Annotated in this window: 25 protein-coding genes; 18 read left to right on the top strand and 7 right to left on the bottom strand. The window is 75.5% G+C overall.

Features of this window, described 5'->3' with window-relative positions; genetic code table 11:
- Positions 1-9 precede the first annotated feature (9 nt).
- From Sya03_RS19040 to Sya03_RS19030, 3 genes are read right to left on the bottom strand one after another with little or no spacing between them, the layout of a single operon-like run.
- A complete protein-coding gene (locus Sya03_RS19040) occupies positions 10-2,451 on the bottom strand; it encodes a galactose oxidase early set domain-containing protein (RefSeq protein WP_203939679.1) in 2,442 nt (813 codons plus the stop codon).
- Entirely contained in the window at positions 2,448-4,238 is a 1,791-nt protein-coding gene (locus Sya03_RS19035) for an ArnT family glycosyltransferase (protein ID WP_203939678.1), read from the bottom strand. Before Sya03_RS19035 ends, Sya03_RS19040 begins: the two co-directional genes overlap by 4 nt.
- A complete protein-coding gene (locus tag Sya03_RS19030) occupies positions 4,235-5,557 on the bottom strand; it encodes a glycosyltransferase (RefSeq protein ID WP_239107676.1) in 1,323 nt (440 codons plus the stop codon). Before Sya03_RS19030 ends, Sya03_RS19035 begins: the two co-directional genes overlap by 4 nt.
- Before the next feature lie 451 nt (positions 5,558-6,008).
- Here Sya03_RS19030 and Sya03_RS19025 point away from each other — a divergent pair, with 451 nt between their 5' ends.
- Genes Sya03_RS19025 through Sya03_RS19015 form a run of 3 tightly spaced genes read left to right on the top strand, consistent with a single transcriptional unit; the run spans position 6,009 to position 9,339 of the window.
- Positions 6,009-6,689, top strand: a complete 681-nt coding sequence (locus Sya03_RS19025; RefSeq protein WP_203939677.1) for a hypothetical protein — start codon at positions 6,009-6,011, stop codon at positions 6,687-6,689.
- A gap of 8 nt (positions 6,690-6,697) precedes the next feature.
- On the top strand, positions 6,698-8,692 hold the full coding sequence (locus Sya03_RS19020; protein ID WP_203939676.1) for a sensor histidine kinase: 1,995 nt from the start codon (positions 6,698-6,700) through the stop codon (positions 8,690-8,692).
- On the top strand, positions 8,689-9,339 hold the full coding sequence (locus tag Sya03_RS19015) for a response regulator (protein ID WP_239107675.1): 651 nt from the start codon (positions 8,689-8,691) through the stop codon (positions 9,337-9,339). The genes Sya03_RS19020 and Sya03_RS19015 overlap by 4 nt, the downstream gene beginning before the upstream one ends.
- A gap of 3 nt (positions 9,340-9,342) precedes the next feature.
- Here Sya03_RS19015 and Sya03_RS19010 read toward each other — a convergent pair whose 3' ends face one another.
- Complete coding sequence (locus Sya03_RS19010) at positions 9,343-9,627, bottom strand: hypothetical protein (RefSeq protein WP_203939675.1); 285 nt, start codon at positions 9,625-9,627, stop codon at positions 9,343-9,345.
- Positions 9,628-9,749: 122 nt separating this feature from the next.
- On the opposite strand from Sya03_RS19010, the gene Sya03_RS19005 reads away from it, so the two are divergent.
- From Sya03_RS19005 to Sya03_RS18995, 3 genes are all read left to right on the top strand, one after another.
- On the top strand, positions 9,750-10,949 hold the full coding sequence (locus Sya03_RS19005; RefSeq protein WP_203939674.1) for an MFS transporter: 1,200 nt from the start codon (positions 9,750-9,752) through the stop codon (positions 10,947-10,949).
- Positions 10,950-11,007: 58 nt separating this feature from the next.
- The gene (locus tag Sya03_RS19000) at positions 11,008-11,253 is read left to right on the top strand and encodes a hypothetical protein (protein WP_203939673.1); all 246 of its coding nucleotides are present in this window, start codon (positions 11,008-11,010) and stop codon (positions 11,251-11,253) included.
- Between the two features lie 146 nt (positions 11,254-11,399).
- A complete protein-coding gene (locus tag Sya03_RS18995; protein WP_203939672.1) occupies positions 11,400-12,074 on the top strand; it encodes a hypothetical protein in 675 nt (224 codons plus the stop codon).
- A gap of 5 nt (positions 12,075-12,079) precedes the next feature.
- On the opposite strand, the gene Sya03_RS18990 is transcribed toward Sya03_RS18995, so the two are convergent.
- From Sya03_RS18990 to Sya03_RS18980, 3 genes are read right to left on the bottom strand one after another with little or no spacing between them, the layout of a single operon-like run.
- Positions 12,080-12,985, bottom strand: a complete 906-nt coding sequence (locus Sya03_RS18990) for a TPM domain-containing protein (RefSeq protein ID WP_203939671.1) — start codon at positions 12,983-12,985, stop codon at positions 12,080-12,082.
- 29 nt (positions 12,986-13,014) lie between these two features.
- Positions 13,015-13,191, bottom strand: coding sequence for a DUF1059 domain-containing protein (locus Sya03_RS18985; protein ID WP_203939670.1), 177 nt, complete (start codon positions 13,189-13,191; stop codon positions 13,015-13,017).
- A 47-nt stretch (positions 13,192-13,238) separates the two neighbouring features.
- Positions 13,239-14,426 (bottom strand): ROK family transcriptional regulator, encoded by a 1,188-nt coding sequence (locus tag Sya03_RS18980; protein WP_203939669.1) that lies wholly within the window; start codon positions 14,424-14,426, stop codon positions 13,239-13,241.
- 134 nt (positions 14,427-14,560) lie between these two features.
- Here Sya03_RS18980 and Sya03_RS18975 point away from each other — a divergent pair, with 134 nt between their 5' ends.
- The 12 genes from Sya03_RS18975 to Sya03_RS18920 all read left to right on the top strand — a co-directional run bounded on the left by Sya03_RS18975 (position 14,561) and on the right by Sya03_RS18920 (position 23,822).
- On the top strand, positions 14,561-15,589 hold the full coding sequence (locus Sya03_RS18975) for a substrate-binding domain-containing protein (RefSeq protein ID WP_203939668.1): 1,029 nt from the start codon (positions 14,561-14,563) through the stop codon (positions 15,587-15,589).
- Positions 15,586-16,566 carry an ABC transporter permease gene (locus Sya03_RS18970; protein WP_203939667.1) on the top strand — a complete coding sequence of 327 codons (981 nt, stop codon included), beginning with the start codon at positions 15,586-15,588 and terminating at the stop codon, positions 16,564-16,566. Before Sya03_RS18975 ends, Sya03_RS18970 begins: the two co-directional genes overlap by 4 nt.
- On the top strand, positions 16,563-17,339 hold the full coding sequence (locus tag Sya03_RS18965) for an ATP-binding cassette domain-containing protein (protein WP_203939666.1): 777 nt from the start codon (positions 16,563-16,565) through the stop codon (positions 17,337-17,339). The genes Sya03_RS18970 and Sya03_RS18965 overlap by 4 nt, the downstream gene beginning before the upstream one ends.
- Before the next feature lie 11 nt (positions 17,340-17,350).
- Positions 17,351-18,214, top strand: a complete 864-nt coding sequence (locus tag Sya03_RS18960; RefSeq protein WP_203939665.1) for a sugar phosphate isomerase/epimerase family protein — start codon at positions 17,351-17,353, stop codon at positions 18,212-18,214.
- Positions 18,211-18,888 (top strand): nucleoside/nucleotide kinase family protein, encoded by a 678-nt coding sequence (locus tag Sya03_RS18955; protein ID WP_203939664.1) that lies wholly within the window; start codon positions 18,211-18,213, stop codon positions 18,886-18,888. Before Sya03_RS18960 ends, Sya03_RS18955 begins: the two co-directional genes overlap by 4 nt.
- Positions 18,889-18,892: 4 nt before the next feature.
- On the top strand, positions 18,893-19,786 hold the full coding sequence (locus Sya03_RS18950; protein ID WP_203939663.1) for a pyridoxal-phosphate dependent enzyme: 894 nt from the start codon (positions 18,893-18,895) through the stop codon (positions 19,784-19,786).
- Between the two features lie 56 nt (positions 19,787-19,842).
- The gene (locus tag Sya03_RS18945) at positions 19,843-20,274 is read left to right on the top strand and encodes an organic hydroperoxide resistance protein (RefSeq protein WP_203939662.1); all 432 of its coding nucleotides are present in this window, start codon (positions 19,843-19,845) and stop codon (positions 20,272-20,274) included.
- 88 nt (positions 20,275-20,362) lie between these two features.
- Positions 20,363-20,773, top strand: a complete 411-nt coding sequence (locus tag Sya03_RS18940; RefSeq protein WP_203939661.1) for a DUF732 domain-containing protein — start codon at positions 20,363-20,365, stop codon at positions 20,771-20,773.
- Between the two features lie 73 nt (positions 20,774-20,846).
- Positions 20,847-21,194, top strand: a complete 348-nt coding sequence (locus Sya03_RS18935; protein ID WP_239107674.1) for a peptidoglycan-binding protein — start codon at positions 20,847-20,849, stop codon at positions 21,192-21,194.
- A 68-nt stretch (positions 21,195-21,262) separates the two neighbouring features.
- A complete protein-coding gene (locus Sya03_RS18930; protein WP_239107673.1) occupies positions 21,263-22,756 on the top strand; it encodes an FGGY-family carbohydrate kinase in 1,494 nt (497 codons plus the stop codon).
- Entirely contained in the window at positions 22,753-23,412 is a 660-nt protein-coding gene (locus Sya03_RS18925) for a TIGR03089 family protein (protein WP_203939659.1), read from the top strand. The genes Sya03_RS18930 and Sya03_RS18925 overlap by 4 nt, the downstream gene beginning before the upstream one ends.
- A gap of 83 nt (positions 23,413-23,495) precedes the next feature.
- The gene (locus Sya03_RS18920) at positions 23,496-23,822 is read left to right on the top strand and encodes a hypothetical protein (protein WP_203939658.1); all 327 of its coding nucleotides are present in this window, start codon (positions 23,496-23,498) and stop codon (positions 23,820-23,822) included.
- Positions 23,823-23,826 lie beyond the last annotated feature (4 nt).

Below are 23,826 nucleotides of genomic sequence, written 5' to 3'. Positions count from 1 at the left end.
GTGTCCGGTTCAGCGCCGCCGGGGACCGCCGCGGGCGCACGCCCGCCCGTCCCGGTCACGGTCGAGGCCCAGCGCGTCGCGGCCGCGCACGGTGAGCGGCAGGTAGTCGCGCTCGCGCAGCCACGCGCACGCGTCGGTGACCTCGGCGGGCAGCCGGCGCGGCACGCACTGGCCCGGGTCGCCGTAGTCGCGGTCGCAGCCGTCGAACCCGCCGGCCACCGCCGCGCCCTTCGGCACGGGCACCCGCGCGGCCGCCCGCGCGCCCGGGGTGGCGGCGAAGTCGTGCACCCGCGGCGCCGCCCGCGGCGTGACCGCGCCCACCTGCACCCAGCGGGCCACCGACGGCACGCCCGCCGCGTCGGTGACGGTGAGCATGTACCAGCCGGGCGGGGCGATGTTCGGGTTGGCCGTCAGGTGCAGGTCGACGGTGGTGTCGTCCACGACGGTCAGCGGCAGGTCCACCGAGCGCTGGTTCGGGTCGGACGAGTGGGTCACCGCGGCGGGCCGGATCAGCTGCGCCCGGGCGACCGGGCGGTCCACCGTGACCCGCTGCGGCGCGCCCCACGCCCACTGCTGCGCGGCGACGCCGGTGATCCGCGGCCGGGCGCCCCGGTGCAGGTACGGCGGCGAGTACAGCGACAGCCGCAGCTCGAACGAACCGTTGCCGGGGTTGTCGCCCACGGACAGCACCCGCCCGTCTGGCAGCAGGATCGACGACGAGTGGTAGCCGCGCGGCACCGGGTCGGTGGCCATGCCCGCCTGGTAGGTGTCGGTGGCCGGGTCGAACATGGACGCCTCGAACACCGGTTCCGCCCGGTTGAACACCGCGCCGCCGGTCTCGAACACCTTGCCGTCGGGCAGGATCACCGCCGAGACGTACATCTTGCCCTCGGCCCCGGTCTGCGGGACGCCGCCGGTGCGGGTGCCCTGCGGCAGCAGCGGCCCGGGCGTGTAGCGCGGCTGCGGCGCCTTCAGGTCGATGAGGTCGGTGAGCCGGTTGGCCGGGATGGCATTCTGGTTGTTGCCGCCGCCCATGGTGAGCACCCGCTGGTCCTGCGCGGGCGGCAGCAGCACGCTGGCCGACTGGTCGCGCTGGTTCTTGTCCTGCAGGCCCGGCACGTCCACGATCGTCTGCGTCTCGTAGTCGTACAGCTTCGCGCCGCCGCCGGGCAGGTTGTCGCCGAACGTGTGGCTGCCGGTGTAGAACAGCCGCCCGTCCTGCAGCAGGATCATCGCCGGGTACAGGCCCCAGAACGACCACGTCTGCTTCGTCTCGGCCCGGCTGAGCCAGCGCTCCTGCGCCGCGTCGAAGTACTCGGCGATGACCGTGCCGCGGCTGTCCTCGCCGAGGCCGCCGAGGCTGATGACGTCGCCGTTGCCGAGGATCGTGGCCGACGGGTACCAGTGGCCGTCCTGCGGGTCGTTGGTCGGGGTGTAGCGGTTGGTGGCCGGGTCGAAGATGTACGACGCCTTCAGGCCCTGGTAGTCGGCGCCCTGCTGCGGGTCGGGGTAGCCCTTGTTGCCGCTGACCACCAGCACCCGGCCGTCGGCGAGCTGCACGTGCCCGGCGCAGAACAGGTCCTCCGGGGTGGGCACGTCGGTGAAGGTGCCGGCCACCGGGTCGAACACGGTGCTGCGGAAGTCGCCCGCCTCGAACATCTCCGGCGAGTTGCCGGAGCCGGCGATGAGCAGCACCTTGCCGTTGTGCAGCAGCACGCTGTGCACGCCGCGCACGGGCGACGGGTACGGCAGCACCTCCCACGACCCGGCGACGCAGGCGGCGCCGGCGGCGCACACCGGCTCGGGCTCCTCCGGGGTGGCGTCGACCATGGCGTAGTCGTCGGTGGTGACCGAGCCGACGCCGTACACCGACACGCCCCAGCTGATCCGGTCGGTGCCCGGCGGCACCTCGGGGGTGCGCACCTCCAGCGCCGCCCAGTCGCCGCTGACCGGCACCGTCATCAGGTCGGTCCAGTACTGCCAGCCGGTGGCGGTGTCGTGCCGGAACACGGTGACCGCCGCGTCGGGCGTGCTGGAGCGGTACCGGACGGACAGGTCGTACTGGCGGCCCGGCGTCACGGCGGGGGCGCAGTCGGCGTTCTCGACGGCGATGAGCTTGCGGTCGCCGTCGGTGCGGGCGGTGAGCGTCACCCGCACGGCGTGCCGGCCGGTGTACGCGTCGCCGACCACCTCGGTGCTGCCGGTGTTGTCGCCCCAGCCGCGGGCGGCCCAGCAGCGCGGCAGGTCGCCGTCGAGGATCTCCAGGCCGGGGTTGTCGAGCAGGTTGCCGGCGGCGAACGCGGCCTGCTGGCCGAGCAGGCCGAGCGGCACGACGACGAGGAACGCCAGCGCGAGGGCCAGCCGGCGGCGCGCGCGGCCGGGCCGCCGGTGGCCGCGGGGGCGCGGCGGGCGGGCGGGCGAGCCGAGGGCCCAGCGGCCGGGGCGGCTCACGGGGCCGTCACCCGGCGCACCTCGATGCGGTCGTCCCCGGCGCCGAAGACCGCCCGGGGGACCGAGTTCGCCACGGCCGCGTCCACTGTGGGCAACGTGCCCTCCTCCTGTCGCACGATGGGGCTGGTGACGACCCAGTCGACGTCGCGCCAGCCGTTGGGCAGCGTCGACGTGACGGCCGGGTCGAGGTCAGCCTTGTAGAACCAGATGACCCCGGTGCCGGGGGTGAAGCCCGCCTCGACGAGGTCGACCCAGATCGCGTCGTCGACGAGGATCCGGGTGTTCGCCCGGTCCGGGATCTCCCGCTCGATCCAGGCGACGGCGTCGGCGTAGCCGTCGTTGGCGGACGCGGTGGCGGCGCGGACGTGCCCGTCGGCCCACCACGGCGCGGCCGCCGCGACGGCCAGCACGACGACGGCCGTCTCGGCCAGGCGGCGCGACCACGGCCGGGCCGCCACCCGGTCGACGGCGGCGGACAGCCACGCGGGCGCGCCGAGGCGCAGCCGCAGCCGCGACGGCGGGCTCAGCCGCAGCCACCACGGCCGCTCCAGCGGCGGGCGGCGCCGCCCGCCGGCCCACGCGGCGGCCAGGCCGGCGAGCCCGGCGAGGCACAGCGCGAAGAACGGCAGCGCCTGGATGACGTACATGGCGGGCAGGTAGCCGCCGGGGCGCAGCGCCATCGCGATGAGGATGACCCCGGCCACCGCGGGGGCCCGCAGGCGGCGGCTGGCCAGCGCCACCAGCACGGCCGCCGCGCCGGCGAGCACGATGACCGGGTCGTGGTACAGCCACGAGTGCAGCAGCTGGTACGCGCCGTCGGCCGGGTCGAGGAAGCTGCCGGTGCCGGCCCGGTCCGCCACCTGGAACAGCAGCGCGCCGAGCAGCGACACGTGGTCGTCGCCCGGGAACAGCTCGCCGTTGAGCAGCGCGTACAGCGGGTACAGCGCGATCAGCGGGACGACCGTGCAGAAGAACGCGGTGAGCGTGAACTTGCGGGTGCTGCGGTGGCTGCCCTGCCACAGCGCGACGAGCAGCGCCGGCAGCACGATGGCGATGGTCTCCTTCGACAGCACCGCCAGCGCCGCGCAGATGCCCGCGGCGGCGTGGTGCCACAGGTTGCGCTGCGGCGAGCGGGCCAGCACGAACGCCGCCAGCATCCACAGCACCGCGAAGTTGTCCAGGTAGATCTGCCGCTGCATGGTGACGGCCAGCGGCGACAGCGCGAACAGCACGACGGCGAGGGCGGCCGTCCACGGGCGCAGGCCGTGCCGGCGGGCCAGCACGAACAGCAGCGCCGCGCTGAGCACGGCGACCAGCAGCATGACGAACCGGGCCGAGGCGACGGCCAGCTCGCCGGGCAGCAGCGCCGCCGGGATCCAGCGCAGCGCGGCGAGCTGCATCCACGCGAACGGCGGGTGGTCGTACCAGTAGGTGTAGTGGGCGAGGCCGTTGCCGGTGGCGACGGCCCAGCCCTGCGCGAGGTAGGTGCCCTCGTCGTCGCTGACCTGCGGGTAGTCGAGGATGTTCCAGCCCTGCACGAGGGCGACGACGGCGAGCAGCCCGGCGAGCAGCAGCCGCTCCCCCACCGGCCGGCGCACCGCCGGGGCGGGCGTCTGCGCGACGCGCAGCACGACGGTCTCGTCCGGCCCGGGCGTGCGCAGCACGACCGTCTCGTCGGGCCCGGGCGCGCGCAGCACGGCGGTGTCGGCCGCGGCCGGGGCGGTCAGCACGGCCGTCTCGTCGGCGGCGGGGGTGCGCAGCACCACGGTCTCGTCCGTCGCGGTCACGCGGCGACCTCCGTGCTATCGCGCGGCGCGGGCACGACGGCGGCGCGCCCGACGGCGGGCACAACGGCCGCTGCGGGCACGGCGGCGTCGCCCAGGTGCGCGCCGATGTGCCGGGTGAGCTCCCAGTCGTTGCGGCCGCGCAGGTGGCGCACCACCGCGCGCACCGCCGCGTACGACAGCACCAGCGTGTAGACGGGCGCGCCGACGGCGAGCAGCACGTAGTGCCGCAGCTTGATGCGCAGCCCGTACTGCACGCCGAAGTCGTGCAGGCCGACCAGCTCGAACAGCAGCGTCGCCAGGGTGGGGATGAACGGCAGGAAGGTGACCAGCGCGACCGCGGCGGGCAGGTCGAACGTCAGCGCCAGCACCAGGCCGAGCGGCGTGACGACCCCGCTGAACGCCTGCAGGAACGGCCCGGACAGCGTGTACAGCGCCAGCGCCCGGCCCCACACGGTCGGCAGCTGCTTCCAGTCGCCCTTCGCGAGCACCTGCAGGAAGCCCTGGTTCCACCGGGTGCGCTGCTTGACGAGCGCGCCGAGCGAGTCGGGCGTCTCCTCCCGGGTGACGATCATCGAGTCGTACGCGACGACGACCTTCTTGCCCCGGCTGCTCAGGCGCACGCCCAGGTCGCAGTCCTCGGCGAGGCAGTCGCCGTCCCAGCCGCCGGCGGCGCGCAGCACGTCGGTGCGCACGAAGACGGTGTTGCCGCCGAGCGGGATGAAGCCCTTCTCGGCGTGCAGGTGCAGCCTGCTGCGGAAATAGAAGAAGTACTCCAGGCAATTGCGCAGGCTGTACCAGCTGGAATGGTAATTGATCAGCTGGACGCCGCCCTGGACCACGTCCGCGCCGGTGGTCGAGAATGCGTGGTCGACGTGGTGCAGCAATTCCGGGTGCACCACGTCCTCGGCGTCGAAGACGCCGACGATCTGCCCGCGGCAGGTGGGCAGCGCGGTGTTCAGCGCCCGCGGCTTGTTCTTCACCGGGTGGTGGTCGACGACGACCCGCACCCGGTCGGGGCGCTGCCGGGCCAGCCGCTCGGCGACCGCCGAGGTGCCCGGGTCGTCGTGGCCGACGATGACGACGATCTCGTACTCGGTGTGGGTCGACTCCAGCATGCGGGTGACGGTGTGGGCGAGCACGCCCTCCTCGTGCCGGGCGGGCAGCAGCAGCGAGAACGACAGCTCGTGGTGCCGGTCGGGCTCCGCGAACCGGGTGCCCGCCAGCGTCTCGGGGGTGCGCCAGGCGTGCACCGTCCACCACAGGGTGACGGTGGCGATGCCCCCGACGAGCACGGACAACACGACGATGACGACGGACATGCAGCGATCTCCCCATCCCGCGCCGCTCCGGCCTGTCCCCGGCCGGGGGCGCACCGCACCACTCGGGCGGGCCGCCGCCCCATACGGCGCTCCCCGGCGACCGGTCGCCCTGTCCCGGCGACCGCCCACCCCCGACCGCGCCCGTCACCGGGCGCGATGCACCGTACACATTAGGCAGTCATCGGGCGCGGTGAAATTGCGGCCCGGTGACGGGGAGATGTCCGGCGCCCGGCGCGCCACGCCATTTCGGCGGCATTGCCGCGTCGCCGCAGGTCAGCCGGATCATTGCCCCGGGCGAATGGTTGAAGGGGGGCCAGAAAAGCGACGGAGGGATCTTGGTCACTGCCCGGTCCCGGCGGATTCCCGGCCGGCCGGGACGGCTGCCCCGCGCGGACCGGGACGCCCGGCCGACACGGTGTGGGGGCATCGTCCGGCACACCAGGGAGAAGCCATGCAGCCCTCGACCACCGTCCCCGTCCCCGCCCCGCACACCGCGCCGGTGACCCGGCCGCCCCGGGCCTGGGCCCTGACCGGCGCGGCCGGGGGCCTGACCGGGCTGGCCGGCCTGTTCGCGTGCGCCGAGCTGACCGCCCCCGCCGAGGGGCTGCTCGGCGACAACGCGGCGCTCGCCGCCACGCTGGCCGGGCGCGGCGGGTACGTGTGGGCGTACCAGGTCGTCTGCGCCGTCACCGCGCTGTGCCTGGCCGTCTTCGCCGCGGGCCTGCGCCGCTCGCTCGCCGCGCACGTGCCGGCCGCCAGCCTGCTGCCCGGCCTGGCGGCGGCGGGCGTGGGCGCGGTCGCCGTGCTGGTGCTGGTCGGCGGCGGGATCGCCACCGAGCTGTTCTGGGCGCTGGACGCCGGCGCCGACCCGGACGCCATCGTGGCGCAGCTGGCGGTCTACGACACCCTGGCGTGGGTGTGGGCGGGCGGTGGCCTGGCCGCGGGCGCCGTCGCGGTGGCCGGTTTCCGGCACGGCGCGGTGGGCCGCTGGTTCGCCGGGACCAGCGCGGCGCTGGCGGCGCTCGTCGGCGCGACGCAGCTCTACCCGGTGCAGTACATCGCGCTCGTCCCGGCCGGGCTGTGGGTCATCCTGGCCGGGGTGGTCTTCGCGGCACGGCCGCGGACGAACTGAGGAGACGCATGCGCGCGACGGTGGCGGGGCCGGTGGCGGGACCGGTGGTGGCCGGCGTGACCGTCCTGCTGGCCGCGGCCGGGGGGACGCTCGCGCTGGGCAACGGGGCGCCGCCGGCCGGGCTCGGCCACCTGCTGTCGGTGGCGGCGTGCGCGGCCGTCGGCGGCCTGGTGCTGCGGCACCGGCCCGGCCACCCGGTGGGGGTGCTGCTGCTCGGCTCGGCCGCCTGCTTCGCGGCGCTGGAGGCGGGCGGCCAGGCCGCCGTGCGCACCGGCGTGGCGGCGCTGGCCTGGCCGCAGACCTGGCTGTGGGTGCCCGCGAACGCGGGGATCGCCCTCGCCCCGGTGTTCTTCCCCGACGGCCGGCTGCCGTCGCCGCGCTGGCGGCCGGCGGCGATCGTGTTCGGTGTCCTGGCCGCGGTGGCGGCACTGACCGGGGCGCTGCGGCCCGGCCCGAACGACCAGGTGGCGACGAGCCGCGTGCCGAACCCGCTCGGGGTGGCCGGTCTGCAGCCGGTCGCCGACGCCGCCGGGGTGGCGTTCACGCTGGCGGCCGGGGCGGTGTTCGTGGCCGGCGGCGCCGCCGTGCTGGTGGCCGCGCACCGCGCGCGGGGGGTGCGGCGCCAGCAGGCCCGCTGGGTGGCGTACGCGCTGGCGCTCACCGCCGCGGTCGTCCTGGGCCGGCTGGCGGCGGGCCTGCTCGACGACCGGCCCGGCCGGGTGTGGCCCGCGCCCGACGGGCCGTGGGACGTGGCGGGCGCGGCCGCCACCACGCTGGTGCCGGTCGCGGTCGGGGTGGCGATCCTGCGGCACCGGCTGTTCGACATCGACGTGCTGATCGGCCGCACCGCCGTGTTCGGCGCGCTGTCGGTGGTGGTGGGCGGCAGCTACCTGGCGGTGGTGGCGGTGCTGGGGGCCGTGGAGGTGGGCGGCCTGCCCGGGTCGCTGGCCGGGGCGGCGGTCGCCGCGGTGCTGTTCGCGCCGGCCCGGCACCGGCTCCAGCGCCGGGTCAACCTGTGGCTGTACGGCGAGCGCGACAACCCGTACGCGGTGCTGCGCCGGCTCGGCGAGCGCCTCGACACCGTCCGCGAGCCCGGGGCGGTGCTGGCCACGGCGGCGGCGACGCTGCGGGAGGCGCTGCAGCTGTCGTACGTGGGCATCGAGGTCGCGGGCGGCCCGTCCTACGGCACCGGACAGCGCCCGGGGCGGGTCGAGGAGGTGCCGCTGGTCGTCGCGGCGGAGACCGTCGGCCGGCTGCTGGTCGGGCCGCGGCCGGGCGAGCGGGAGCTGGGCGGCCGCGACCGGCGCACCCTCGCCGACCTGGCCCGCCCGATCGCCGGGGCCGCGCACGCCGCCCGGCTCACCGCCGACCTGCGCCGCTCGCGTGAGCAGCTCGTCGTGGCGCGCGAGGAGGAGCGCCGGCGGCTGCGCCGGGACCTGCACGACGGGCTGGGGCCGACGCTGGCCGGGCTGACGATGCGCGCCGAGGCCGCGCAGGAGACGCCCGAGCCGGCCGCCGCGCGGCGCCTGCTGGACGAGGTGGTGGCCGACGCCCGCACCGCCGTGGCCGACGTGCGCCGCCTGGTGGACGGGCTGCGGCCGGCCGCGCTGGACACCATCGGGCTGGTCGCGGCGGTGCGCACCCACCTGGCGGGCTGGCCCGGCGGCGGCCCGGCGGTGCGGGTCGAGGCGGCCGGGGAGCTGCCGGAGCTGCCCGCGGCGACGGAGGTGGCCGCGTACCGGATCGCCGTCGAGGCCGTCACCAACGCCCGCCGGCACGCGGCGGCCGGCCGCGTCGCGGTGACGTTCGCGGTGGCCGGCGGCCGGCTGGTCCTGACGGTCGCCGACGACGGGCGCGGCCTGCCCGCGGACCGGCGCGACGGCGTGGGGCTGCCGTCCATGCGCGAGCGCGCCGCCGAGCTGGGCGGCGAGCTGACCCTCGCGGCGCGCCCCGGCGGCGGCACGGAGATCCGCGCGGACCTGCCGGCGGTGATGGAAGGATGACGCGGGTGGAGGCGATCCGGGTGCTCCTCGTCGACGACCACGCGCCGTTCCGGGCGGGCCTGCGCGCGCTGCTCGCCACCGGCGCCGGCATCGAGGTGTGCGGCGAGGCCGCGTCCGGCGAGGAGGCGATCGTCGCCGTGGAGGCGCAGCAGCCCGACGTCGTGCTGCTCGACCTGACGATGCCCGGCATGGGCGGGGTGGCCGCCACCGAGCGGATCGTGCGGGTCAGCCCGCACGTGCGGGTGCTGGTGCTGAGCATGGCGGACGACGACGACTCGGTGTTCGCGGCGCTGCGCGCGGGCGCCCGCGGTTACCTGCTGAAGGGGGCGCGGCGGGCCGAGATCATCCGCTCGGTGCGGGTGGTGGCCGACGGCGAGGCCATCTTCGGCCCTGCCATCGCGGCGCGGCTGACCGGCTACTTCGCCGGGCTGAGCCGGGCGGAGCCGGCGTTTCCCGAGCTGACCGCCCGGGAGCGGGAGATCCTCGGGCTGCTCGCCCAGCACCTGACGAACCCGCAGATCGCCGAGCGGCTGGGCCTGAGCCTCAAGACGGTGCGCAACCACGTGTCGAACGTGTTCGCCAAGTTGCAGGTCGCCGACCGGGCGCAGGCGATCATCCTGGCCCGCGAGGCCGGTCTGCGGCGGTAGGGCTCAGAAGTCGTCGGGGCGGGCCGGCACCGGCGCCACCGGGATGCGCACGATCGTCGCGGTCGCCTCCAGCGCCGCCTCCGCCGCCGCCTCGGCCGCCACGGCGGCCATGTCGGCGATGGTCATCCGCACGACGCCCCCGCGGGTCGCGAGGCCCCGGTCGGAGCCGTACGCCACCACGTCGGCGTGCTCGAGTTCGTCGGCCAGGGCCATCAGGCGCTGCTCGATCCGGGCGGCCAGGCGCTCGTCGAGGGCCTCGTGGTGCAGGGCGGGGATCTGGAGCGTCATGGGCACGTCGTCCTCTCACGCCGGTATCGAATCCGACGTTAGGGGCCGCACCGGGCCGGGGCGGACGGACCGGGCGGGTTCCACCGTGCGGGTGATGAGGGCGCGGCCGATACGGTGCCCTGATGGCATCGACCGCCGAGGGCCTGACCCTGCGCGACCTGGGCGCCCCGGTGTACCTGCCGGCGGGCGTGTTCTGCGTGGGCACCGGGGCGGTCGCGCCGGTGATCGTCCTGTCGGCCACCGGGCTGGGCGCGTCCCCGGCGGTGGCCGCGGCGGTGGTGGGCCTGCTCGGGCTGGGCCAGCTCGCGGGCGCGCTGCCCGCCGGGGCGCTCATCGCCCGGACCGGCGAGCAGCCCGTCATGCTGGGCGCCACCGGGCTGGCCCTGCCCGCCCTGCTCGGCTGCCTGCTCGCCGGGTCGGTGCCGCTGCTCGGCGCCGCGGTGTTCCTGCTCGGCGTGTGCGGGGCGGCGTGGGGCGTCGCCCGGCACGCCTACCTGACCGAGGCGGTGCGCCCGGACCTGCGGGCCCGGGCGATGTCCACCCTCGGCGGCGTCTCCCGGATCGGCACGTTCGCGGGGCCGTTCCTCGGCGCCGCGGCCATGCACGCGATCGGGCTGCGCGGCGCGTACCTGGTGGCGATGGCCTGCGTGGCCGTGTCGGCCGTGCTGCTGCGGCTGCTGCCGCCCGTGCCGCACGACCGGCCGCCCGCCCCGGGCGGCGACCGGCCCGGGGTGTTCGCCGTGGCCCGCGCGCACGCCCGCACCCTGCGCACGCTCGGCCTGGGCATCCTGCTGGTGGGGGCGCTGCGGGCGTCCCGGCAGACGATCCTGCCGCTGTGGGGCGCCCAGCTGGGACTGGACCCCGCCACGCTGAGCCTCGTCTACGGGCTGTCCGGCGCCGTCGACATGCTGCTGTTCTACCCGGCCGGACGGCTGATGGACCGGCGCGGCCGGCGGTGGGCCGCCGTCCCGGCGATGGCGCTGCTCGGGGCGTCGCACGCCGTGCTGCCGCTCGCGGGCGGCGTCACCGGGCTGGCGGTGGCCGCCGCGCTGATGGGCCTCGGCAACGGCCTCAGCGCCGGGCTCATCCTCACCCTCGGCGCCGACGTCTCCCCCGCGGCCGGCCGGGCGCAGTTCCTCGGCGTCTGGCGGCTGTGCGCCGACCTCGGCAACGGCGGCGGGCCGCTGCTCATCGGCGCGGTCACCGCCGCGGTGTCGCTGGCCGCGGCGGCGCTGACGATGGCCGCGGCGGGCCTGCTGGCGGCCGCCCTGCTCCACCGCTGGATCGGCGCGCCGGCGGCCGGCCTCCACCAAAAGTCATAGGACGGGTTCCGTCCCGGGACGGAAGCTTTCCCGGCCGCCGTTCGGCAGATTCAACGCCATGAGACACACGACCCGGCTCGTCGAGTCCGTGGCCGCCGCGGCGGTCATCCTGGTGGCCGTCCTGGCGTCGGCCGGGGCGTCCGGACTGGACGTGCGGCAGGCGGCGGTGGCGCTGCCCGCGTTCGCGGTGCTGAGCGCCGCCGCGTACGGCTTCCACGCCCTCACCTTCGACGAGTTCCGGCTGGCCGGCCGGCGTGCCCGCTCGGCCACGGCGGCGGGGCTGTCCGGCCCTTTTCGGCACTGAGCGTCACGACCAAAAGCCGCAGAACACATCGATCATCCCGAGCGAGCCGAACAACCGGTGAACCCTTCGGCGGCCCCCACCCGTATGCCCTGTCGACAGACGCGGCCGCGGACGGTGCGGCCGGGCTCGACCTCCGGGGAGTGCGGATGTTCCGGCTCATCCAGCTCTACGCCAGCGACGACCACGCCCTCGTCGATGTGGACACCGACGGCTACGCCAGCGAGCTGGCCGCCTGGGCGGAGTTCTACGCGACACCGATCAGCTTCTTCGGCGTCGGCCGCTTCGACGCCGAGGGCCGCCTGGTCGACATCACCGTCGACCCGGTCTGCACGGCGGCCGGCAAGTCCGGCCTGTGCCGCGGCGCCACGGCGGTCGTCGACACCGACGAGTACCACCCGCTGTGCGGCGACTGCGGCGCCTGGCACGACGCGATCAGCCTGCGCGAGCTGGCGAAGCGGCTGGGCGTGCCGGTGCACCCGGCCCGGCGGGCCGCCCCGGCGCACCCGCAGAACGGCGGCGACCCGACCCGCTCGCTCAGCCACCGGATCGCCCGCGAGCTGGCCACGAACGTCGCCGACGCGGCGTGGCGCCGGCACGTGTGCCGCGAGCTGACGATGATCCCGCGCGCCGTCAACGGCCTGTTCATCGGCGTCGGGGCGCTCAGCAACCGGCAGGTGCTGGACCTGTTCCCGGCGCTGCAGCAGCTGGCCGGCGAGCTGCCGGCGGGCATCCACGCCGACCTGCGCCGGGCCGCCGGCAAGCCGCGCTCGCCCGCCGGGCTGGCCGCGCTGCGCCTGGGCCTCGGCGCGAGCTGCCACTGACCGCCTCACCAGCTGCCGGACGCCCCGCCGCCGTCGGAGCCGCCGCCACCGAAGCTCGACCCGGAGCCGGAGCTGTCGGAACCGCTGGACCCGCCGCCGCTGGAGCCGGTGAACGTGCTGTGGTGCACGGGCGACCACGTGGGGGCGATCGCGGTGCCGTCGTGCCGGTGCGGGCCGGAGCCGCCGCCGCCCCGGCCCGCGGCCACGAGGATCAGCAGCAGCGCACCCACGCCGAGGAACACCAGCAGCACGGCGCCGCCGAAGGAGTCGGAGCCGCCGCTGTCGAACGGCTCGTCGTCGTAGTCGCCGCCCACCAGACCGTCGACGTCAGCGGCGGGTACGGGGTCCGATACCGGCGCCACGGTGGGGGCCTGGGCCTGCGCGGCCAGCGCCGTCAGGCGGGCGGCGCGCGGCACGTCGTGGCCCAGCGCCCGGCGCACCTCGTCGAGCCCGGCGAGGATGCCGGCCGCGCGGTCGCCGCGCCGGAACGCCGGGGTGACCACGTCGTCGACGATCCGGGCCGCCTCCGCGTCGGGCAGCCGCCGGGCCAGGCCGCGCCCGGTCTCCAGGCGCACCCGCCGGTCGTCGACGGCCACCACGAGCAGCACGCCGTTGTCCCGGTCGCGCTTGCCGACGCCCCAGGCGTTGAACAGCCCGGTGCTCCACGCCTCGATGGCCGCCTCGCCGGTGCTGGGCACGACGGCGACGGCGATCTCGTCGGTGGTGGCCTTCTCGTCGCGCAGCAGGATCGCGGTGACCCGGGCGCAGAGTGCGCCGCCCAGCACCCCGGCCTGGTCGACGCACCGCCCCTGGGCGCGCGGGTAGGCGGGCGCCGCCGCGGCGGGAACGGCCACGGCGAGCGTCAGCGCCACCGCCGCGAGCACGGCGGCGGACATCGAACGGTGTCTCATGCCGCGTATCGTGCGGCATGAGGTCAAGATCAGTTCTGCTGGATCTTGGTCTTGACCACCTCGGCCAGCTCCGGGGTCCACTCCATCGGCTGGTGGGCCTCGCGGGTGTGCAGCTCGACGTGGCGCAGCAGTTCGTCGCGGTCGGCCGCGGTGAACTGGGCCGGGCAGTCGTTGTTGAAGTCGCTACAGCGAATCGTCAGGGCCATGCCGGGTGCGTACCCGGCTCCGGCGCCGCGTAACGACGTGCGTCGGTTCAGCCGGCGAGCATCAGCTGCTCGACGCGGGCGGGGGCGAAGATGCCGTCGGCCAGCAGCAGGGCCAGCCCGACCAGCCCGGCGCGGGCCTCCAGCCGGGTGGGGACGATCTGCAGGTTCCGGGTGGCCAGCGGCAGCGAGCGCTTGTAGACCATCTCGCGGATGCCGGCGAACAGCTGCTCCTCGATGCGCACGAGCTGGCCGGTCACGACGACGACGCGGGGGTTGAACAGGCTCACCGAGTCGGCGATGGCGCCGCCGAGGATGCGCCCCGCGCGGCGGGCGAGCCGGACGGCGGTGACGTTGCCGGTGCGGATGAGGGTGACGGCGTCGTCGACGGTGGTGACGTCGAGCCCGGCGGCGCGCAGGTCGCGCACGAGCGCCCAGCCCCCCGCGTACGCCTCGACGCAGCCGGTGTTGCCGCACCGGCAGACCGGTTCGTCGTCGGCGTCGGCGACGTGCACCGGGATGTGGCCGATGTCGCCGGCCGCGCCGTCGGCGCCGCGGTGCACGTGCCCGTCGAGGATGAGCCCGGCGCCGACGCCGGTGCCGGCCTTGACCATGAGCAGGTGCGGCACGTCGGGGTGCACGGTGCGCTGCTCGCCGAAGGCCATCGCGTTGACGTCCTTGTCGACGAGCACGGGGCAGTCGTAGTGGGCGGCGAACCAGCCGGGGATGTCGTAGCGGTCCCAGCCGCTCATGATGGGCGGGCTGACGACCTGGCCGGTGCCGAAGTCGACGGGCCCGGGCACGTCGATGCCGACCCCGTACACCTCGGCGGGGGTGCGCCCGGCGGTGCGCAGCAGCGCGGCGAACATCTCCTGGGCGGCGGTCAGCACGCTCTGCGGCCCGTCGGCGACGTCGATCGTGCGCTCGGACTCGTGGCAGACGGTGCCGCGCAGGTCGCACAGGGCGGTGCGCATGCCGGTGGCGCCGATGTCGGCGACGAGCAGCACGCCGCGGGAGCGGTTGAAGGTGAAGCGGCTGGCGGGTCTGCCGCCGGTGGGGGTGCCCTCGCCGCTGGGCACGACGAGCCCGGCCGCGAGCAGGGCGTCGAGGCGCTGGTTGACGGTCGAGCGGGACAGTCCGGTCTGCTCCATCACGTCGGCCCGGGTGAGGCTCGACTGGGTGCGGAACATGCCGAGCACGTCTCCGACGCCGCCGGATGCGGTGGGGCTGGTCGTCACGGCAAGGATCGTATTACGACTAGGCGCAATACGAAAGCCCCAGAACTTTTGCTTGACATCCGTCAGAAGTCGGGACTGTAATCAGTCGTAACTCCCGCGTCATGCGTTCGACTTCATCCGGAAGGACCTCCCCCATGGCACCCCGCTCAGCGCTCATCGGCGGCACGACCGCCGCGCTGCTTCTCCTGACGACGGCCTGCGGCTCCGGCGAGGAGGCCGGCGGCGGCACCGCGACCGAGGGCGGCACCGCCAAGGTCGCGGCCGTCATCAAGGGCCTCGACAACCCGTTCTTCCAGTCGATGCAGCAGGGCATCGAGGAGCAGGCGAAGACCGCCGGGGTGCAGACCACCGTGCAGGCCGCCGCCTCGATCACCGACACCACCGGCCAGGCGGACAAGCTCTCCGGCCTCGCCGGGCAGGACTACTCCTGCTACATCGTCAACCCGATCTCCGGCACCAACCTGGTGCAGGGCCTGGCGCAGCTGGCCGCCAAGAAGAAGACGATCGTCAACATCGACAGCCCGGTCGAGGCCGCCGCCGCCAAGGCCGCGAACGCCAGCCCGGCCACGTACATCGGCACCAACAACGTCTCGGCGGGCAGCAAGGCCGGCGAGCAGATGCTCACCCTGCTGCCGGACGGCGGCAAGGTCGCCGCCATCGGCGGCATCGCCGGCGACGTCACCAGCGGCGCCCGGATCGAGGGCTTCACCCAGGCCACCACCGGCAAGCTGGAGCTCGTGCAGACCGTCGCGGCCAACTGGGAGCGCCAGGAGGCGCTGACCCAGGCCACCAACATCATGCGCGCGCAGCCGGACCTGAAGGGCTTCTTCGTCGCCAACGACGACATGGGCCTGGGCGTCGCCCGCGCGGTCGCCAGCGCCGGCAAGACCGGCCAGATCAAGATCATCAGCGTGGACGGCATCAAGGACGCCCTCGAGGCGGTCAAGGCCGGCCAGGTCGACGCCGTCGTGGCCCAGTACCCGTGGGCGATCGGCCAGATGGGCATGGAGGCCTGCCAGGCCGCCGCCAAGGGCGCCCAGCTGCCGGCCAACGTCGAGGCGCCGGTCGAGGTCGTCACCAAGGAGAACGCCGACGCCGCCATCGCCGCCACGCCGAAGCCGTTCGGCGAGTACGCCGACCCGTTCAAGGCGCTGCTGTCGTGACCACCACCGCCACCGTCGCGGCCAAGCGCGACACCGAACCGTTCAGCCACCGCCTCAAGGACGTCGGCTTCTGGGCCGAGTGGGCCGCCCTCGTCGGCCTGGTGCTGCTGGTGATCGTCTTCGGCATCGCCGACCCGACGTTCCTCAGCAGCGGCAACATCCAGTCCATGCTGGTGGCCGCCGCCATCCTGACGATCCTCGCGGTCGGGCAGACCTTCGTCATCGCCACCGGCGGCATCGACCTGTCCGTCGCGTCCATCATGACCTTCGCCGCGGTGGTGTTCGGCCAGACGTTCGCCGCCGGCTGGCCCCTCGCGGCCTGCATGCTCGCCGCGGTCGTGGCCGGCCTGCTGATCGGCGCGATCAACGGCGCCGTCATCGCCAAGGGCAAGATCACCGACTTCATCGTGACGCTGGGCGCGCTGTCGTTCGCCTCCGGCGCCGCGCTGGTGCTGTCCGACGGCAAGCCCGTCACCGTCATCAACGCCTTCCTGCTGCGGCTGTCCGCGGGCGGCGTCGGCATCCTCGGCTGGTCGGCGATCATCGCCGCCGTCGTCGCGGTCATCGCCCACGTGGTGCTGTTCCGCACCCGGTTCGGCACCCACGTGCTGGCCACCGGCGGCTCGTCCGAGGCCGCCACCGCCACCGGCATCAGCACCGCCCGCGTCAAGATCGCGGTCTACGTCATCAGCGGGACGCTCGCCGGCCTCGGCGCCATCCTGCTCATCGCCCGGGTCGGCGCCGCCGAGCCCGCCAGCAACACGTCCTTCCTGCTCAACAGCGTCGCGGCCGTCGTGCTCGGCGGCGTGAGCCTGATGGGCGGCCGCGCCACCATCACCGGCCCGGTGATCGGCGCCCTGCTGCTCACCGCGCTCACCAACGGCCTGACGCTGCTCGGCGTCTCGCAGTTCTACCAGCCCGTCGCCGTCGGCATCGTCGTGGTGCTGGCCGCCTTCCTGACGAGGTTCCAGCGATGACGACCAGCCCCGCCACCTCCGGCACCGCGATCGACACGCTCGTCACCGTCGACGACGTCTCCCTCTCCTTCGGCAGCGTGCGCGCCCTCGTCGACGTGTCGCTGCACCTCAAGCGCGGCGAGATCACCGCGCTGGTCGGCGACAACGGCGCCGGCAAGTCCACGCTGGTGCGCTGCATCTCCGGCATCCACCGGCCCGACGCGGGCACCATCTCGCTCGACGGCCGCGAGGTCCACTTCCGCAACCCGGAGGAGGCCCGCGAGGCCGGCATCGAGACCGTGCACCAGAACCTGGCGCTGGTCGAGGACCTCACCGTGTGGCAGAACCTGTTCCTCAACCGCGAGCTGGTGCACCGGTTCGGCCCGTTCGCCCTGCTCGACCGGCGCGGCATGCAGCGCAAGGCGCAGGAGATGGTGGCCGGGCTCGCCGTCAACGTGCCCGCGGTCAAGAGCCGGGTGCGGCGGCTGTCCGGCGGCCAGCGCCAGGCCGTGGCCATCTGCCGGGCCGCCGGGTTCAGCTCCAAGCTCGTCATCATGGACGAGCCCACGGCCGCGCTCGGCGTGCAGGAGACCGCCCGCGTCGAGGAGCTCATCCTGCGGCTGCGCGACGAGGGCCACGCCGTGCTGCTCATCAGCCACAACTTCGCGCAGGTCATGCGGCTCAGCAACCACGTGTGGGTGATGCGCGCCGGCCGCTGCGTCGGCGGCCGCCGCACCGCCGAGACGACCGGCGAGGAGATCGTCGCCCTGATCACCGGCGCTAAGAGCGCCTGAAAGGACACCCCATGACCAATCCCCTCGGCGTCCACGCCCTCGTCTGGGCCGGCGACACCTCCCCCGCCTCCGTCACGCACGCCGTCGAGCAGACCGCCGCCGCCGGCTTCGACCTGCTCGAGTTCTCCCTGCACGACTCGCTCAACCTCGACGTGGCCGCCACAAGGGCCCAGCTGGAGGCCGCCGGCCTGCAGGTCGCCTGCTCCCGCGGGCTGGCCTTCGACGCCGACGTGTCCAGCGAGGACACCGCCGTCGTCGCCCGCGGCGAGACCCTGCTGCACGACTCCCTCGCCATCACCGCCGAGATCGGCGGCCGGCACTTCACCGGCGCCCTCTACAGCGCGCTCGGCAAGTACGACCGGCCACTGTCGGCCGCCGGGCGGGCCAACGTCGTCAGCGTGCTCAGCGGCCTGGCGAAGGAGGCGCAGGGCAAGGGCATGACGCTCGGCCTGGAGATCTGCAACCGCTACGAGACCAACGTCATCAACACCGCCGCCGACGCCCTGCGCCTGGCCGACGACATCGGCGAGGACAACGTCACGATCCACCTCGACACGTACCACATGAACATCGAGGAGGACGACCTCGTGCGCCCTGTGCACCTGGTCGGCGACCGGCTCGGCTACGTCCACATCGGCGAGAACCACCGCGGCTACCTCGGCTCCGGGCACCTCGACTTCACGTCGTTCTTCCACGCCCTGCACGACATCCGCTACACCGGCCCGATCACGTTCGAGTCGTTCTCGTCCGCGGTGGTCGCCCAGGGGCTGTCCAACGACCTGGCCATCTGGCGCAACCTGTGGAGTGACGGCGCTGACCTGGCCCGGCACGCCCGCGCCTTCATGGCGAACCACCTGAGCGCCGTACCGGCATGACGGGCTTCGCCGACCTCGTGGCGCGCGCCCGCGGCCTGGCGGACGGCGGGCGCCGCGCCGTCCTCGGCGTCACGGGGGCGCCCGGCGCGGGCAAGAGCACGCTCGCCGAGAAGCTGGTCGAGGCGCTGGCGCCGCACCCGCCGGCCGGGCTGGTCCCGGGGCAGTGGGTGGCGCACGTGCCCGGCGACGGCTACCACCTGGCCGACGTCGAGCTGGACCGGCTCGGCCGCCGGGCCCGCAAGGGCGCGCCGGACACCTTCGACCCGCTGGGCTACGCGGCGCTGCTGCGCCGCCTGCACGACGACGCCGACGAGCTGATCTACGCGCCGGGCTTCGAGCGGGTCATCGAGCAGCCGATCGCGGCGTCGATCCCGGTGCCGCGCGCGGCCCGGCTCATCGTCACCGAGGCGAACTACCTGCTGCTGCCCGACCCGGCGTGGCGGCAGGTCCGCGCGGCGCTCACCGAGGTCTGGTACGTCGAGCTGGACGACGCCGAACGGCTGCGCCGCCTCGTCGGCCGGCACGAGCGCTTCGGCAAGGACCGCGACGCGGCCGTCGCCTGGGCCACCGGCACCGACCAGCACAACGCCGACCTGGTCGGCGCCACCCGCGACGCCGCCGACCTGATCGTCGACGCCGCGGTGCTCCCGCGGCCCGATTCCGCCGTAGTCTGAACGGGTGATCCCGTTCGGCACGTACCCGACGCCGCTGGAGACCGCGCCCCGGCTCGCCGGGGCGCTCGGCCTGCCGGAACTGTTCGTCAAACGGGACGACCTGATCGGGCTGGGCGCCGGCGGCAACAAGGTGCGCAAGCTGGAGCACACCTGCGCCGAGGCGGTCGCGGCGGGCGCCACGACGCTGCTGACCACCGGCGCGCCGCAGAGCAACCACGCGCGGCTGACCGCGGCCGCCGCGGCCCGGCTCGGCCTCGACGCCGTGCTGGTGCTGCGCGGCCGCCCGCCGAACGACGCGCGCGGCAACGTGCTGCTCGACCACCTGCTCGGCGCCACCGTCGTGTGGGCCGACGACCCGCTGCGCGAGGTGGGCCGGCAGGCCGCGGCGGTGCGCGAGCGCGGCGGCGTGCCGCACGTCATCCCGTTCGGCGGCTCCTCCCCCGCGGCGGTGCAGGGCTACGTCGCCTGCGCCGCCGAGCTGCTCGACCAGCTGCCCGACCTGTCGCACGTGGTGGTGGCGGTCGGCTCCGGGGCCACGATGGCGGGCCTGGTCCGCGGGCTCGGCGCCGAGCGGGTCATCGGGGTGGACGTGGGCGCCGTGCCGGACCCGCACACCACCGTGGCGCGCCTGGCCGGCGCCGACGCCGGGTCCCTGGACATCGACACCGGCCGGGTCGGCGCCGGGTACGGCACCCTCACCGGCGAGGTGGCGCGCGCCGTGCGGCTCGCCGCCCGCACCGAGGGCCTGCTGCTCGACCCCGTCTACACCGGCCGGGCCCTGGCCGGGCTCGCCGCCCGCGCCCGCGCCCGCGCCGGCGGGCTGGGGCGCACGGTGCTGCTGCACACCGGGGGCCTGCCGGGGCTGTTCGGGCACCCGTCGGTGGCCGAGCTGGCCTGAGGCGGCCTATCGTTGACACGGCAACAAACCGCGTCACCGACCGAACGGAGCCGCCCGTGCCCACCAAGCCCGACGTCATCTACACCGCCCGCGCCACCGCCTACGGCGACGGCCGCAGCGGATCGGTCACCAGCGACGACGACGTCATCGACCTCAACCTCGCGGTGCCGAAGGAGATGGGCGGGCCGGGCGGCGAGCTCACCAACCCCGAGCAGCTGTTCGCGGCGGGCTACGCGGCGTGCTTCCACAGCGCGCTGAAGATCGTGGGCCGCAAGCTCGGCGTCGACGTCGAGGGCTCCACCGTCACCGCCGCCGTCGGCATCGGCCAGCTCGGCCCGGCGTTCGGCCTCACCGTCGCGCTCGACGTCGCACTGCCCAACGCCGCCGACCGCGACGCCGCCACCAAGGCCCTCGAAGCCGCTCACGAGGTGTGCCCGTACTCCAGCGCCACCCGCGGCAACATCGTCGTCGACCTGAACCTCGTCTGACGTCACCCGGACGGGGCGGTGCGCCGCCGCCGCCCCGTCCCCGCCCGCCCACTACGCTGCCGCCGTGATCCGGACCCGGGGAGGCGTGATGCGCGCGCGATGGCTGATGCCCGCGGTGCTGGCGGTGCTGACGGTGCTGACGACGAGCGGCTGCGGCGAGGACCCGCCGCCCGGACCGCCGCCGGCCACCGCCGCGCCGGTGCTGTCCGACTCGCCCAGCGCGCCGCCCGTCACCGACGGCCGCGAGTTCGTCACCACCGTCCGCGAGGCGCTGCCCGACGTGGCCGCGAACCGCACCGACGACGAGATCGCCGCCCTCGCCACCGGCATCTGCACCGGGCTGGCCGGCGGCGACCCCGCCGACGACCTGGTCGCGACCACCCGGTCGCTGAACACGGCCGACGCCGAGGCCACCGACCACGCCACCGCCCGCGAGCTGATCAAGCTGGCGATCGACGTGGCCTGCCCGGAGCACGCCGCCCGCGCCACCGAGTTCTAGGTCGCATTCCCTTCAGGGTCTCCCCCGTCGGCCGATCGGCCGACCTGTTCCCGGCGAACCCGACCGTGGACAGATGTCCCGCGCAGCGCGCGAGCGCACGCTGGACATCTCGACGACGACGGCCCGGGAGGCAGCGATGACCATGCACGGGATGCTCAGCACCGTCGGGGCGGCCCTCGGCGGCATGATCGGCTGGGACGCCACGGCCGCCCCGCCCGCCGACGAGGCGTCGGTGCGCCGCCTGCTGGCCGACCTCGGCATCGCCGTCGGCGCCGACGGTGACCTGGCCCCGGCGCTGCGCCGGTTCCAGCGCCACGCCGGCCTGGCCGACGACGGCGTGGCCGGCCCGCGCACCGTGCACCAGCTGGCCCGGCACGCCGCCGAGGCCCGCGAGCTGACCGCGCTGCACCTCGCCGCCTGACCCGCGCGGCCACCGTCCGTGGATATAGTGATGACGCTCGTTGCAGCTCCGCTCCCCGCGAGGTGGCCGTGCCCGACCTGTTCCTCGGCATCGACCTCGGCACGGCCAGCAGCAAAGGGATCGTGACCGACGCCACGGGCGCCGTCGTGGCCCAGGCCGCGCGCCCGCACGGCATGGACCTGCCGCGCCCCGGGTGGGCCGAGGTGGACGCCGAGGCCGTCTGGTGGGGCGACGTCGCCGCGCTCAGCCGCGAGCTGACCGGCCGCGTCGGCGCCGACCGCATCGCCGGGATGTGCGTCAGCGGCGTCGGCCCGTGCCTCGTCGCCTGCGACGACGCGCTGCGGCCGCTGCGCCCCGCCATCCTGTACGGCATCGACAGCCGCGCCACCGCCGAGATCACCGAGCTGACCGATCGGCTCGGCGCCGACGCCATCGTCGAGCGCGGCGGCAAGGCGCTGTCCAGCCAGGCCGTCGGCCCGAAGCTGCTGTGGCTGCGCCGCCACGAGCCGGACGTGTGGGCCGCCACCACCCGCTGGTTCAGCTGCAGCTCGTACGCGGTCGCGAAGCTCACCGGCGCCTACGTGCTGGACCACCAGACCGCCAGCCAGTGCGACCCGCTCTACGACCTGCGGACCATGGACTGGGCCCGCGACGTCGCGGCCGGCATCACCGGCGACCTGCCCCTGCCCGAGCTGGCCTGGCCCGGCGAGGTGGCGGGCGCGGTGCACGCCGCCGCGGCCGCCGAGACCGGCCTCCGGCCCGGCACCCCGGTCGTCGCCGGCACCGTCGACGCCTGGGCCGAGGCGTACAGCGTCGGGGTGCGCCGCCCCGGCGACCTCATGCTGATGTACGGCTCCACCGTCTTCCTCGTGCAGGTGCTGGCCGGCCTGCGGGTGCACCCCGGCGTGTGGGCCACCGCGGGCGTCGAGCGCGGGCAGCTCACCCTGGCGGCCGGCACCTCCACCTCGGGCAGCCTCACCGGCTGGCTGCGCGACGTCACCGGCGGGGCGCCGTACGAGCAGCTCGTGCGCGAGGCCGCGGCGGTGCCGGCGGGCGCCGACGGCCTGGTGATGCTGCCGTACTTCGCGGGCGAGCGGACCCCGCTGTACGACCCGCGCGCCCGCGGCGTGATCGCCGGCCTGACCCTGCGGCACGGGCGCGGCCACCTGTACCGGGCGGCGCTGGAGGGCACCGCCCTGGCCATCCGGCAGATCCTGTCCTGCCTCGACGAGGCCGCGGGCGAGCCCGCCCGGCGCATCGTGGCCGTCGGCGGCGGCACCCAGGGCGGGCTGTGGACGCAGATCGTCAGCGACGTCACCGGCCGCGAGCAGCTGCTGCCCGCGCAGGCGGTCGGCGCCAGCTACGGCGGGGCGCTGCTCGCCGCCGTCGGCACCGGCGCGGTCGCACCGGAGACCGACTGGACCACCCAGGCGGGCACCGTGCGCCCCGACCCGGCCACCGCGGCCGTCTACGACGCGTTGTACGACACGTTCACCGAGCTGTACCCGGCGACGCGCACCCAGGTGCACCGCCTGGCCGACCTGCAGGAGCAGACCCCGTGACCGACGTCGCCGCGCACCGCGCCCCGCTGCTCACCTGGGTCGACGACGACGCCGGCGAGCGCGTCGAGCTGACCGCGGCCGAGCTGGGCGACGCCGCGGCCGCCACGGCCGCCCTGCTCACCGACGGCTGCGGGCTGGGCCCGGACGCCACCGCCGCCGTGCTCGCGCCGCCGCACTGGCAGACCGCCGCCGTGCTGCTGGGCGCGTGGGCCGCGGGCGTGCAGGTGTCGTACCAGGGCTGGGCCACCGCCGGGCTGGCCACCCCGCCGCCGGTGGACGTGTCGTTCGTGGCCGCCGCGCGCGCCACCAGCTGGCTGGAGCAGCCGCCCGTGGCCGAGCACCCGTTCGCGCTGTTCGGCGCGGCCGACGGCTACCGCTCGTTCGACGACGAGGTGCGCGCGTTCGCGGCGGCCCGGCCGCCCGCGGTCAACCTGCCCGCCGGGGCGGCGGCCGGCCCCGACGGCGTCACGTACCGGCAGTGGGGCGCGCTGGCCGCCGAGATCGCGGCGCAGCGCGGCTTCGGGCCGGGCGACGTGGTGCGCGTCGGCGCGGACAGCCACGAGCAGCCCGTCACCTGGCTGCTCGCCCCGCTCGCCGCCGGCGCTTCGGTGCTGATCGTCGCGGGCTCCGCCGACCCCGCCGCCGCGCTCGCCTGAGTCGGGTAGGCGGCAGCGGCGTATCGGCCGCCCGCGGCCGCCCCTCCTCCCCTGTGTCACGACAACCGTGCAGGGAGGTACCGATGGCAGAGGCACGAGGTTCCGAGGCACTGATCGCCCGGCTCAGCGAGCAGGACGGCATCACGGCCGAGTTCGCCGCCGACCTGGTGGCGGCGCTCGACGGCGCGCAGCCGCTGGAGCTGACCCGGCGCGGCGCCGGCGTGCAGTTCGTGTTCGCGGGCCGGGCCGACGACGACGAGTGGTCCGGCGCCGCCACCGCGCGGGTGCTCGGGCTGGGCCGCAAGCACGGCGTCCGGTTCGACCTCGACTGGTTCCCGTACGGCATCATCGAGCCGGACCTGCTGCTCGGCCGCATCCGGCTCGCCGAGAACCTCGCCGGGCCGCGGTGACCCT

Source organism: Spirilliplanes yamanashiensis (assembly GCF_016863475.1).
GTDB classification, from domain to species: domain Bacteria; phylum Actinomycetota; class Actinomycetes; order Mycobacteriales; family Micromonosporaceae; genus Spirilliplanes; species Spirilliplanes yamanashiensis.
The sequence above is the reverse complement of the archived record's forward strand: the minus strand, read 5'-3'. Positions and strand labels throughout refer to the sequence as shown.